Source organism: Aquirufa sp. HETE-40SA, from assembly GCF_054558635.1.
Map to the genome: position 1 here is coordinate 104,482 of NZ_JBPXKN010000003.1, position 12,989 is coordinate 117,470.

12 protein-coding genes are annotated in these 12,989 nt (G+C 40.8%); 5 read left to right on the forward strand and 7 right to left on the reverse strand.

What is annotated here, in order from left to right; translation table 11 throughout:
• Positions 1 to 47 precede the first annotated feature (47 nt).
• From prmA to ACRZ9O_RS08385, 3 genes are read right to left on the reverse strand one after another with little or no spacing between them, the layout of a single operon-like run.
• Positions 48 to 869, reverse strand: a complete 822-nt coding sequence (gene prmA, locus ACRZ9O_RS08375; protein ID WP_459458196.1) for a 50S ribosomal protein L11 methyltransferase — start codon at positions 867 to 869, stop codon at positions 48 to 50.
• Between the two features lie 5 nt (positions 870 to 874).
• Positions 875 to 1,822, reverse strand: coding sequence for an MlaD family protein (locus ACRZ9O_RS08380; RefSeq protein ID WP_459458198.1), 948 nt, complete (start codon positions 1,820 to 1,822; stop codon positions 875 to 877).
• Positions 1,823 to 1,827: 5 nt separating this feature from the next.
• Positions 1,828 to 2,625, reverse strand: coding sequence for an N-acetylmuramoyl-L-alanine amidase family protein (locus ACRZ9O_RS08385; RefSeq protein ID WP_459458200.1), 798 nt, complete (start codon positions 2,623 to 2,625; stop codon positions 1,828 to 1,830).
• Between the two features lie 91 nt (positions 2,626 to 2,716).
• Between ACRZ9O_RS08385 and ACRZ9O_RS08390 the strand changes: the two genes are divergently transcribed.
• Positions 2,717 to 5,422 carry a putative LPS assembly protein LptD gene (locus ACRZ9O_RS08390; protein WP_459458202.1) on the forward strand — a complete coding sequence of 902 codons (2,706 nt, stop codon included), beginning with the start codon at positions 2,717 to 2,719 and terminating at the stop codon, positions 5,420 to 5,422.
• Here ACRZ9O_RS08390 and msrA read toward each other — a convergent pair.
• Positions 5,419 to 6,078: a peptide-methionine (S)-S-oxide reductase MsrA gene (msrA, locus tag ACRZ9O_RS08395; RefSeq protein WP_459458204.1), complete on the reverse strand. Its 660-nt coding sequence runs from the start codon at positions 6,076 to 6,078 to the stop codon at positions 5,419 to 5,421. The two genes, ACRZ9O_RS08390 and msrA, sit on opposite strands and share 4 nt — an antisense overlap.
• 58 nt (positions 6,079 to 6,136) lie before the next feature.
• On the opposite strand from msrA, the gene ACRZ9O_RS08400 reads away from it, so the two are divergent.
• A complete protein-coding gene (locus ACRZ9O_RS08400) occupies positions 6,137 to 6,754 on the forward strand; it encodes a phosphatase PAP2-related protein (RefSeq protein WP_459458206.1) in 618 nt (205 codons plus the stop codon).
• On the opposite strand, the gene ACRZ9O_RS08405 is transcribed toward ACRZ9O_RS08400, so the two are convergent.
• The 3 genes from ACRZ9O_RS08405 to ACRZ9O_RS08415 all read right to left on the reverse strand — a co-directional run bounded on the left by ACRZ9O_RS08405 (position 6,747) and on the right by ACRZ9O_RS08415 (position 10,339).
• The gene (locus ACRZ9O_RS08405; protein ID WP_459458208.1) at positions 6,747 to 8,666 is read right to left on the reverse strand and encodes a polysaccharide biosynthesis protein; all 1,920 of its coding nucleotides are present in this window, start codon (positions 8,664 to 8,666) and stop codon (positions 6,747 to 6,749) included. The two genes, ACRZ9O_RS08400 and ACRZ9O_RS08405, sit on opposite strands and share 8 nt — an antisense overlap.
• 116 nt (positions 8,667 to 8,782) lie before the next feature.
• On the reverse strand, positions 8,783 to 9,808 hold the full coding sequence (thiL, locus tag ACRZ9O_RS08410) for a thiamine-phosphate kinase (RefSeq protein WP_459458210.1): 1,026 nt from the start codon (positions 9,806 to 9,808) through the stop codon (positions 8,783 to 8,785).
• A gap of 51 nt (positions 9,809 to 9,859) precedes the next feature.
• Positions 9,860 to 10,339, reverse strand: coding sequence for a hypothetical protein (locus ACRZ9O_RS08415; RefSeq protein WP_459458212.1), 480 nt, complete (start codon positions 10,337 to 10,339; stop codon positions 9,860 to 9,862).
• A gap of 84 nt (positions 10,340 to 10,423) precedes the next feature.
• On the opposite strand from ACRZ9O_RS08415, the gene ACRZ9O_RS08420 reads away from it, so the two are divergent.
• From ACRZ9O_RS08420 to ACRZ9O_RS08430, 3 genes are read left to right on the forward strand one after another with little or no spacing between them, the layout of a single operon-like run.
• Positions 10,424 to 10,651, forward strand: coding sequence for a cytochrome b5 domain-containing protein (locus tag ACRZ9O_RS08420; RefSeq protein WP_459458214.1), 228 nt, complete (start codon positions 10,424 to 10,426; stop codon positions 10,649 to 10,651).
• Between the two features lie 2 nt (positions 10,652 to 10,653).
• The gene (locus ACRZ9O_RS08425) at positions 10,654 to 11,505 is read left to right on the forward strand and encodes an N-acetylglucosamine kinase (RefSeq protein WP_459458216.1); all 852 of its coding nucleotides are present in this window, start codon (positions 10,654 to 10,656) and stop codon (positions 11,503 to 11,505) included.
• Between the two features lie 57 nt (positions 11,506 to 11,562).
• Positions 11,563 to 12,972 (forward strand): TonB-dependent receptor, encoded by a 1,410-nt coding sequence (locus ACRZ9O_RS08430; RefSeq protein WP_459458217.1) that lies wholly within the window; start codon positions 11,563 to 11,565, stop codon positions 12,970 to 12,972.
• Positions 12,973 to 12,989: the final 17 nt, after the last annotated feature.

The following is a 12,989-nucleotide window of genomic DNA, read 5'->3' on the forward strand; positions in this document are numbered from 1 at the left end:
TTTATAAACACCCGATTTCCCGGATTACAAGAGTCAAACCTTTAAAATTAAGGTTTTTTTCTCAATTGCAAGCAAGCCCAGTTGTTTTTTGATGCTTGCGCGATAAAATTAAGTTGCTGCTTTTCAGCGGATTCCAGTAAAAGTGGAATGTCTTCTGTGTAAAAACCACTCAAGAAAAGTAAACCACCGGGCTTAATGCGCGCGGCGTAATCGGCCATTTCGGCAAGTAAAATATTGCGATTGATATTCGCTAAAAGAACATCGTATGGCGTGTCATCTTCGTCTACGATAGTACCCAATCCAAAAGGAATTTCACAACAGTCATTCAATCCCGCATTCTCCACCGAATTTTCCACTGACCATTCGTCAATATCGAATCCACGAACAAAATCCGCACCTCGCTTCTTAGCTACGAATGCTAAAAGACCTGTGCCTGTACCGGCATCCAACACACTTTTGCCCGTCAGATCTACATCGAACAAAGCCTTGGTCATCAGCGAGGTTGTTTCATGGTGGCCAGTGCCGAACGACATTTTGGGATTAATCACCACCTCCATTTGAAATCCAGGTTCTGAAGGGTGAAAACTAGCTCTAATCAGCACCAAGTCCTCGATGCGAATGGGATCATAATTACTTTCCCACACCTCGTTCCAGTTTTGCTTCTCGATGCGATTCGTCTCATAGGTATCCAAGCCATATCGAGACATAATTTCTGTCAGCGCCTGCTCTGAAAAATCAACCTCCGGACAATAGGCAACCACACCTGACTCCGAATCCTCGAAAATATCGAATTGAATTTCGCCTAGCTCAGCGACTAAAATATCAGACAGCTCAGGACTGGCTGTAATTTTCACTTGAATCGTAGACATAGAAATTAATTAGAGGGAGGCGTGTTTTTCTTTCCGAAAACAGAAATGCCGATATAGCGCTTCGGCTGCAATCTAAAATCAAGTAGCAGCTTATCCAGATCTACTAGCGTTTTATTTAGGCCTAGGTACAGGCTATCGTTCTTAATTAACTTACCTGCGGTACCTTCCCCACGTTCTAAACCTTGCACAATTTTCTTCAACGAAAGTACCGTCGCATCCACTTCTTTCAAAGTCTTGCCTATCTTCAAGGCATTTAACGAGTCGGCTACCGTATTGAATTTCGTTAACAAGGGGCGCAATTGTTTCTCAGTCTCCATCAAATCTGCAGACAATACTTTCATATTTGCGGAGATTTGTGCCACATTTGCTCGGTTATCTGTAACGATTCCATTGACAGAACCATTGATATTAGAAACCGTCTCATTGGATGTCTTTAGTAAGGTATTTAGATAGGTTCCAGTGTGGTCAAATTTGTCGGAGATTTGACGGAAGGATACCAAAAGCGAATCCGCATTCGCAATCACTGGAATGGCACGCTCTTTTAAAAGCGCTGTTACTCCCACCTCAGTTTCACCTTTCAAGAAAGAATCTTCGGGTAAATTGCCCTTGCCCTCTAATCGCAAACGAATGATTTTACCTCCTAATAAGGCCCCATCCGAAAGGACAGCTACTGTTTTATCAGGGATGACAATGTCCTGGCTAAATCGCAGGGTCACTAAAATCTTATTGCCTTTGGATGGTTGGATCTCCACTTTCTTCACCTTCCCTACTTCGATTCCATTGACCATTACCTGGTTCGAAACCATCAATCCATCTACATTTTCGTATTCTACATAATAGAGACGAGCAGACGAGAATACGTCATTCCCCTTTAGAAAATTAAACCCGAAATAGAGGATTAAGAAGGCTAACAATGCCAAAAACCCTACTTTTAACTCATTGCTTTTGAACATCGTATCTATTTTTCGATTTCTTCTTTGTATGCTTTGAACGCGGTGGCAATGGCTGTTGCCACTTCGTTTTGTCCTTTTTCAGAAGCTAAATAATTTTCTTCCTCCGGGTTCGTTAAAAATCCCGTCTCTACTAATACACTGGGCATCGCCGTACGCCAAATTACTAAAAATCCAGCTTGTTTTACCCCAAAACTCTTGCGTTGATAGGTCTTCGAAAATTGTTCCTCCACCTTCGAGGCAAATTTCACCGAACTGGCCATGAAAGCACTCTGGTAATTCGCCATCATAATGTGAGCTAATGGTGAATTAGGGTCAAAACCATCGTAAGTCTTTTGATAATCTTTCTCTTGCAAAATGACAGAGTTCTCACGCTTGGCTACATTTAAATTACCATCTGTTTTATGCAAACCCATCGTGTAGGTTTCTGTTCCGTAAGCATTTTTATTCACCGCGGCATTGCAATGTACCGAGATAAACAAATCCGCTTTATTGCGGTTTGCGATATTAGCTCGTTCATTTAATTCAATGAACGTATCTGTGTCCCGCGTATAAACAATCTTCAATTCTGGATGGGCAGATTTCAGCTTTTTCCCTAATTCTTGAATGATTTTCAACGTTACAATCCCCTCGTGAGAACCTTTCGGCCCAGAACAACCGGGATCTTTTCCTCCGTGACCGGCATCTAAACAAACGACTTTTATTCGATTCTTAATGTCTCCCTTCTGAAAACCACTAGGCGTCCAAGCAGTCAGCAATAAACCCAACGAAAAAAATAAACCGATAGATTTTATCTGATTAAACATTATTTTCTAATTGTTACACGTTGATAACAAGCAAAGATGTAATTTTGTAGGCTTGTATTTAATAAGTACAAATATAATTTTTAAATTCCATTTGGTAAAGAAATCCACATATTACCTTTTTATTACGCTGCTTGTCCTTTTTGCCTCTATTTCAGAAGCGAAAGCACAACGGATAATCTCGACGGATACTTTACAAAAATCCATTCCTAAAGACACGGCCGCTAAATTAGAGACCACCGTTTTCTATTCTGCCCTGGACTCCACGATATTAGATGCAGAAAAGCAAATCGTAAATCTATATGGAGGAGCCAAAGTAAAATACGGCGAAATCTCTCTAGAGGCGAATTATATCCGCCTTGACTGGGCTAAGAATGAGGTTTACGCCATCGGAACGCAGGATACACTGACGAAAAAAATGATTGGGCTCCCCGTATTCTTACAAGGAAGAGATAAATACGATTCCGACGAGATTCGCTATAATTTCAAAACCAAACGGGCGATCATTAAAGGAATTGTCACACAACAAGGGGAGGGATTTGTACAAGGGAAAAATGTTAAAAAAGATGAAGAGGAGAACCTATACATCCGAAATGCGATTTATACCACCTGTAATTTAACCCATCCACACTTTCACATCAAAGCGAATAAGATTAAAGTAGTGGGAAAGAAAGAGATTGTTTCCGGGCCATTTCATTTTGAACTGAATGATATCCCATTGCCCATCGGTTTACCTTTTGGCTTTTTCCCTTATTCTCAGCCCAAAGAGGCTGGAAAATCAGGTATTCTTATGCCTACCTATGGTGAGGAGCCGAGTGGCAGAGGTTTTTATTTACGAGATGGAGGCTATTATTGGGCTGCCAGCGAAAATATTGGCATCCGATTCACGGGTCAAATTTACTCTAAAGGTGGGTGGGGCTTAGGTGTAAATTCGCAATACAATAAACGGTATCGATATACGGGTAGTTTCAATTTAGCTTTAAATCGCAATAGCAATGGAGAAGAGTTTAATCCCTCCAAAAGAACCGATTTTTCTCTTCAATGGGCCCACTCTCCGCGAAGCTTAGGAAATTCTAGTTTTTCTGCCTCCGTGAATCTGGCCTCTAATTCCTATAACCAGTACAATTCGTTTAATACGCAGCAATACCTTTCAAATACAATCGGTTCATCGGTACAATATTCTAGAAATTTTGGCCAAACGGTTCGCACAAGCGTCAACCTTCGAATAAACCAGAATACGAGTACACGAGTATTTGATGCGGGAACTGATTTTAACTTTGGACTAAACCAAATTCAGCCATTTAAAAAGAAAAACGCTATAGGGGATCGTTTTATCGATCAATTCCGAATTGGTTTAGACTTTTCTGGCGGTATTTCAATGACGAACCAAGTAGGTGACCCCTACACCCGTTATGAATTCGATGTCTACCCACGTTCTTCTAATGCGCTTAGGGGTACTATTCAAAAGCCATTTATTCCCACGGGCGACGATGATGTACCTGCAGGAGTAATTCCGGTGGATGCAAGTACGCTTCCGATTCTTTGGGAAAAAGCTCAGACGAAATTTAATTATAGCATCCCCCTATCCTTGCCTAATTTAAAGTTAACAAAACATATTAATCTGACACCTGGGGTAGCCTGGTCTGGAAATATGTACACAAGATCATATAAATACACCTATGTGGCAGCGGATTCAACAGTCAGAATTGATACAGTAGGAGGTTTACCTAAATTTAACTCTCAAATTTCCTATACAGCCAGCATGAATACCCGCTTATTCGGAACTTTGCGATTTAAAAAAGGTCGATTGGAAGCTGTACGTCATACGGTCGTTCCATCCATCAGTTTTAACTATACACCTGATTATTCAGAACCCGAATTTGGGTATTTCCAAGATGTCAGAATCAACAATCGGAAATTTATCAATTCAGAAGGGAAGGAACAAATTGGTGATATTAGGCGTATAAGCACATTTGATCCGCGTACCTTGAGTTATGGAGGTGCCTCAGGGTCCATTTCATTCGGTATTCAAAATACGTTAGAAGCTAAATTGAGAACCAAGTCGGATACCGCAAGCGTGCTCACAGAGAAGGTGCGAATCCTGGATAATTTTGGTTTAAGTGGAAGCTATAATTTTCTGGCAAAAGAATATGGATTATCTAACATCGGATTTAATGTAGCGTCAAGGGTGAAAGATTTTGACATCAATCTAAGTGGAAGCTTTGACCCCTATTTATATGTGGAGGATCCCTTATTTTTTGACGTAGGGAGAAGGACGCCAGACTTAATGTTCAGCCAAGGGGCAGGATTAGCACGATTGCAAGGATTTAATTTCTCCTTAGGTCGACGCTTCTCTCCTACTAAGCCGAAGCCGAAGGAAAATAAAAATGCCAGCGAGGCACAGATGAATCAAATTAACCGAAATCTAGACGACTTTATCGACTGGAATGTGCCTTGGAATTTCTCTTTCTCCTATCAATTCAGTCTGAATAGAACTGGCTTAGCTTCCCCGCAAAATATCAGCGGTCTTAGCTTCCAAGGTGACATAAGCCTTTCCGAAAAATGGAAAATTTCCATGAGTTCTGGATTTGACTTTAAGTACAAAGGGTTGACGTACACGAATATGTCTGTGCACCGCGATTTACATTGCTGGGAAATGAACTTTAATTGGACACCTATCGCGAGCCCATTCTACGGGCGTGCGAGTAACTATTCCTTTGACCTTCGCGTAAAATCTACGCTATTACAGGACCTAAAACTCTCTCGTAGACGCAGTTTCTATGACAAAGGTGGTTTCTAGTTTAACTTGGATTTAAAGGCCTTCAAGAATTTATCCATCTTAGGTTTAATGACGATTTGGCAGTAAGGCTCTGTCCCATTCTCATTGAAATAGTTCTGATGGTAATCTTCTGCTACATAAAATTCTGACGCTGGGGTAATCTCTGTTACAATTGGATTAGGAAAAACTCGTTGATCATTTAGTTTTTTCCTCCACGACTCTGCCTCTTTTTGCTGTTCTGGTGTATGGAAAAATACCGCACTGCGGTATTGCGTACCCGTATCTGCCCCTTGTCTATTTAAAGTAGTAGGATCATGTGTCTGCCAAAAAATCTCCAGCAAGGTCGCCACACTTACTTCATTCGGATCATAACTCAATTGACAAACCTCCGCATGACCTGTCAGTCCTGAACAAACTTCCCGGTAGGTTGGATTCTTCATCTTACCCCCCATATAACCAGATGTAACTGATTTCACCCCTTTCACACGCTGAAAAACAGCCTCTACACACCAGAAGCATCCTGCTCCAAACGTAATTTTCTCTAATTTCTGATCCATCTTATTTGTTTGCTTTTTTTGACCTGACACACCTCGTTCTCCAGCACTTCCACAGGAGAAATGAAAAGCGCTCGTGATGATACTCAACACTATTACTGTAATTTTTGAGATCTTTTTCATCTTATATTATTTTTTAGCACTAATTTCGCTTCCCAAATTACCCAATTTTCGTTCAAACTTGAAACAATCCTGGAAAGTCGCCTTTGAAGATCGCACCTTTGCGCTACAATTCGTAGCAGCACTAGCTGTATTCCTAATTTTTCCTTTTAAAGCGGATGATTATTTCCAATGGATTCAATTGCGTGAAGGTATTCAGTGGAACGATCCACTACTTAACGTACTTCCTTCCCTAAATGTTTCCTATCCGATTTTTGGCATCATTTATTTGTCCGTTATTTACTTGTTATATCGGTTGTTACAAGATCCTAAAAGATTCCTTTGGTTCACATGGGCCTTCAATATGGAGACCGGATTCCGTTTTATAAGTATCTATTTTGTGGCCTTAAATCCCCCCGCAGGCCTAGTAGATTTACATGATCCTTTGGCGGAGATTTTCATCTATGGTGAAAATATGGCCATCACGAAAGATTTATTCTTCTCGGGACATACAGCCACGATGGTTTTTGTGTGCTTTTTTTTGCCTTCCAGGCGAGAAAGAAGAATTGCCATCGGACTGAGTTTAGTCCTCATGACCCTACTGCTTATACAACACGTGCATTATAGTTTAGATATAGCCGCTGCACCAATTTTTACCTTGGCAGCTATCTGGATTGTTAAAAAGGCAGGAATTATTTAATCGATTTCTTATCAAGCGTCTCAAACACAGAATTGTTTGATTTGTACTCTGGAATTATCTCCTTGATTTTAGCAACAATGGAATTATTATTTCCACTCGACAATAAGTGATTTAAATCGTTTGTCGCCACTTCCATATAAGCATAGGAAGGCGTATTTACTTCTGAAATCAAAATCTTAGGATGGTGGGTAGGTAGCGTATTCTCATCGTTATTCAATAACTCCTCATACAACTTTTCTCCTGGACGTAAACCCGTATATCTGATTTCAATATCTTTATCTACTCTCAAGCCACTTAAAGTAATCATCTTCTTAGCCAGGTCTATAATCTTCACAGATTCGCCCATATCAAATACAAATACTTCTCCGCCTTGTCCCATGGTCGCAGCTTCTAATACGAGCTCACATGCTTCAGGAATGGTCATAAAATACCGAGTAATCTCTGGATGTGTAACTGTTACCGGACCACCACGCTCAATTTGTTTCTTAAATAGGGGTATTACTGACCCATTAGATCCCAATACGTTTCCAAAACGAGTGGCAATAAACTTCGTCTTTACCCCTTCCAATTGATTCATAGACTGAGTATACATCTCCGCCAAACGCTTCGTCGCTCCCATCACATTCGTAGGATTCACCGCCTTATCCGTTGAAACCATCACAAATTTTTCAACACCTACTTCGGAGGCCATTTCAGCCAAAATCCGCGTTCCAATCACATTGGTTTTAATCGCTTCATACGGATTATTTTCCATCAAAGGGACATGCTTATAAGCCGCAGCATGGAAAATTATATTAGGCTGATGACTCTTAAAAATCTTAGCTATACGTCGCGTATCAGATACATCAGCCACATTAACAATAAGCTGTACGTTGGCGGGAACTTTGCCCGCTAATTCATACTCTAAATCATATAACGCTGACTCAGCCTGATCCACCAGTACAAGTTTAGAGGGGAAATAAGCGATAAGCTGACGGACGATTTCACTTCCAATGGATCCCGCTGCGCCGGTTACTAGTATCACTTTGCCTGAAATCTCCTCACCAATCCGCTTATTGTTCATTTGGATCACCTCACGACCCAAAAGATCCTCAATCTTTACGTTATGAATTTGATTCATGGCAAACTCACCTTCCACCCATTTATCGACAGGAGGTAAAGCTTTAACTACTACGCCACGATCTAAGAAGATATCTGAAATTTTGCGTTTCGATTTAGCCGACATATTATTGAAGGCCATAATAACCTCCATTCCATCATTCGAGCCTACAAACTTATCCAATACCTCTGGCAAACTAAATACCTTGATACCTTCAATCGTTTTCCCAATCTTGGATTCATTATCATCAATAAAGCCTAGAATTTTATAGTTAGTGGAACGGTCCGTTTGGAACACATTCTTAGTCAACATCCCTGTATAACCAGCTCCATAGATAAGTACCCCAATGGTGGGTTTAAATTGATTAACAAATGACTCATAAAAGCTCTTCACAAAGAAGCGAAGAATAACCATCCAGAAAAGACAGATAAAAAAGTCAATTATTAATATAGAGGCTGATAAATTAAATACGTGTTCAAAACCTAATGTATTTCTGATCACTCCGGAGACTAAAACGGCCCCTACTGTTCCTGTGAAAACAGCCTTTAAAATAAGAATAGCGTCCTCAATACTCGTGTGCCGAATAATTCCTGCATAGGATTGGAAGAACAAAAACGCTAATAAGCGCAATCCAAGTACAAAGACTAATTGGGATGCAAATACGGTTAAATCAATTTCCGAAAGCTGGAAATTCATCCGTAATAAGGTAGCAATAAAGAAGGAGAAGATGACAATCAGTGAATCAAAGACTAATACGAGCCATCTCGAGAGAAAGCGATTCGAATATTTCCGAATGAAGGAAGACTTCGTCATAATAGATTGTACTAAAACACGGGCACACAGGTGAAATAATGAACATTCAAAATTACCAATTAATTCACCAAAACAAATGCAAACTTATTAAACGGCAAATTTTGTCGACGAACGGATTACGAATTACCAAATCCTGGAGCCGTTAAATTAACGATTGAATCCGATTTCATGACCATAACACGTTCATCTCGGATATTAGTCATGTATCCAATAGCAGTAACATCCGCGATCTTCTCCACTTTAGGGAAATCCTCTTGAGAGACCGTAAATAGTAACTCATAGTCCTCTCCCCCATTCAAGGCAGCCGTTAATGGACTTAAATTAAATTCTGTTGCTGAGAGATACGTCTCATCATCAATTGGAATATTTTTTTCAAAAATACGGGCGCCTAATCCCGATGCATTACATAAATGAATAATCTCAGATGCTAATCCATCCGAACAATCGATCATCGAAGTAGGCACCACTCCTAGTTCTCTTAATTCATGAATGATATCAAAGCGTGCCATCGGTTTAAGCTGACGTAAAACGACATAACTTTTGCCCTCTAATTCAGGTTGCATTTCTGGATTAGACAAAAACACTTGTTTTTCTCTTTCCAATGAATGTAATCCCATCAAGGCAGCACCTAGATCCCCTGAAACACAAAGTACATCATTTGCTTTTGCTGTTCCTCGCTTTACTAACTTATCCGCTTCTACCACTCCCGTTGCCGCCATGGACAAAATCAATCCCTGCGGACTAGAAGTCGTATCCCCTCCTACTACATCCACTTTGTATTCTTCGCACGCTAATCGAATTCCTTCGTACAAAGCATCTACCGATTCCACCGAAAAACGATTTGATAAACCCAATCCAATCATGATTTGCGTAGGAATCGCATTCATAGCAGCAATATCAGACAAAACCACCGAAACTGCCTTAAACCCTAAATGTTGCAATGGTGTATAGGCTAAGTCAAAATGAACTCCTTCAATTAATAATTCGGTCGTGGTCAACACCTTATTCCCTTTAGGATCTAAAACCGCCGTATCATCACCAATACCCAGTTCTGTCCAGTCTTGTTTTCCTGTGAATTGTAAGGCTAGGTGATTAATTAATCCAAATTCGCCAATTTCGCCAATTTCAGTTCTCTTTTCCATATATAACGCAAAAAGCCGCCACAAGGACGGCTTTCCATTTTTTAAATCGTATTAATTCACTAAAGCTAGTTTTACAATGGCACTACTTGCCTTCACATAGGCCGTTGTTTGTTGTAAACTTAAGGTTGTCGCAGTAGGTGTTGCCAAAATTGAATAAGTTATTATTCCGCCCGTTCCTGTAGGAGCTCCTGCCGAGCTGGTAAGTCCATTAAGTGTCAAGCTTTTACCATCAGTTGAAACGGAATAGGTCCCTGTGAAAATTTTCCCATCAAATTCAGTTAACGTAACAGCACTTCCAGCGGAAAGATCAAGTTTAAACTGAGAATAACCTTGTACAACATTAGAAGTACTTGTTTTATCATATTTAGTGACCCCGTCCCATTGAGCGGAACTAGCTGTCCAAACCTTCTTAACTAACGTGGCCACATCAACCGTAGGGGTCGGTGGTACCGGTGTAGGTGCAGGATCTGATCCTGCTCCACTGCATGCCATAACGGCTATGGCACAGATTAAGAAAATGAAATTTTTCATAGTGATCTATTTTAGTGTGTAAAATTAAAAATCTTTCTGAAAAAAAGGCGGGTTTGCCTCTTTTTATTTAGCTTCGTAAAAAATATGAAGACCTATACACGTGGACAATTAGCCCTTCGAAATGGGCAAGATAAACCTGAGATTTGGGTGGCTTTCCAGGGTCTCATTTACGACATGACCCATTCCAAATTATGGAAAAACGGGAAGCATTACGAACATTGGGCTGGCCAAGATTTGACCCCTGAGCTCGCTGATGCACCGCATTCTGAGAAAGTCTTTGAGAAATTCACGCCCATTGGAATCCTAGCTTAATTATGATATTAATCGTTGAAAGTGGTTCGACTAAAACAGCATGGAGGCTAATAAAGGATCCGTTATCCCCTTATGAAAGCTTTAACAGTGCGGGTATCAATCCCTACTACCAAACAACCGATGAGATTACTTCGGCGCAAGCGGCGGTTTTAGGCGAATTTGCAGACCTTCCCATCCAAGCTATTTATTATTACGGCACAGGAGTTACGGGTGAGGCGCAATGCGAGGTGATTGCAGCCGCCTTTAGACCGTATTTCCCTAGCACCTGTTTGCTTGAAATACAGAACGACCTTATCGCTGCTGCTAGATCGCTATGTGGTAAAGAGTCAGGGATTGCGTGTATTTTAGGAACGGGATCTAATTCCGGTTATTGGGATGGCGGGCGAATTTCTGCACAAATTCCCCCATTGGGATTTTGGTTAGGAGATGAGGGGAGTGGGGGACATTTAGGCAAATTGTTACTCTTGAGTTATTTGCACGGACAAATGCCTGTTGAGATTCGGGCCGTTTTTGAGAAACGATTTGGGGTATTGGATAGACTTTCGGTTTTAGACAAGGCCTACAAACAAGCATTTCCAAATCGCTGGTTTGCTGGTTTTTCTAAATTTTTGTTTGATCACCGCCGAGATGCCTTTTGTTATGGTTTAATCGAACAATCTTTTGATGCCTTTATTTCCTTGTATTTAAAACGCTACACGGAGGCGCCCGTTTTTCATTTCACAGGTTCTGTGGCCTTTTACTATTCAGATATTTTAAAACAGGTGATGAAAAAAAATAGTTTACCTATAGGCCATATCAGCGAGGGTCCCATGGCTGGACTTTGCTTGTACCACAAGGGGGAATTTTGGCCATAAATTCGTAAATTGCGGCACTTGAAAAAAAGCCTAAGACAACAAACTAAAACACTACCTATGACATCACACATTAAATCCATAGGAACAAAGCAAAAAGCACTACAAATCAATTTAGATCGCAGTATCTACGGTTCTTTTGCCGAAATCGGAGCGGGTCAAGATGTAGCAGCTAACTTTTTCAAGGCGGGTGGCGCTTCCGGTACTATTGCCAAAACCATCTCTGCTTATGACATGGCTTTTTCAGATGCCATCTATGGTGAAGAGGCCTCTGGAAAATATGTATGCGAGCCGCGTTTAATGAAGATGTTAAACCGGGAGTTTAAATTATTGAATGTTCGTTTAACGGATACTGCCGCAGAGAAACGCTTCTTTGCCTTCGCTGATACAGTCTCTGCCTTGAATTTTCAAAAGACCAATGACGCTCACGGCTGGATTGGACTTCGTTTCCAATTAACGCCAAACGGCGGATTCAATGACGTGGTTATCCACGTCAATATGCTCGATAATGACAACATCCTGCAACAGCAAGCCTTAGGTATCATTGGGGTGAATTTGTTATTCGGTTGCTACCATTATTACGATAATCCAGAGAAATTACTCCTATCCTTATTAGATGATTTGTCCAAAGACCGGATCGAAATCGATATGATTCGCTTCGAGGGACCGGACTTCAAGGAGGTGGATAATCGCTTGATGTCATTGTATTTAGTGAAGCACGGGTATACACAGGCGGCCGTTTTTGGTCCGGATGGAAAGGTGATGCAACCATATGATGCTTTGGCAAAAAAACACATCGTAGCCGTTCGCGGCCGTTTCCGTCCAGTGACGAATATCTTCTCGGACATGTTAAAGAAAGGCGTCGCTCAGTTCGAACAAGAGCCCGATGTGGACGATGATAAAATCTGCGTGCTGTCTGAATTGACACTAAAAAGCTTAGAAAATGATACACATAAGATTGATGAAAAAGACTTCTTAGATCGCGTGGATATTTTGTGCTCCTTAGGCCAAACGGTGTTAATCTCTAACTTCCACGAATATTTCAAATTAGTCGACTTTTTAAGTCAATTCTCTAAGTTAAAAATGGCCCTCGTCATGGGTATGCCTAACTTAGAATACATCTTTGAGGAAAAACACTACATAGACGTTCCGGGTGGAATTATGAGTGCTTTTGGTTGTTTGTTTGGCCAAAACATCAAATTATACCTTTACCCTACTGTAGATGAAAATGGGGCGATTATTCACCTGAAAAATTTCCAACCAGAGGCTCATTTGAATGGGTTATTCCAATATCTAAAAGAAAATCAAAAGCTGGCGGAGATCCAAAAATACGATGAGAAACTGATGAATATTCGGACCGATAAGGTACTCGAAATGATTCAATCCGGCGGCGAAGAATGGGTGCCATTAGTACCCAAATCGGTCGCTAAAATGATCAAAGAGAATTCACTCTTTGGCTACCAAGCCTAATAAAAAAGCCCTGATCT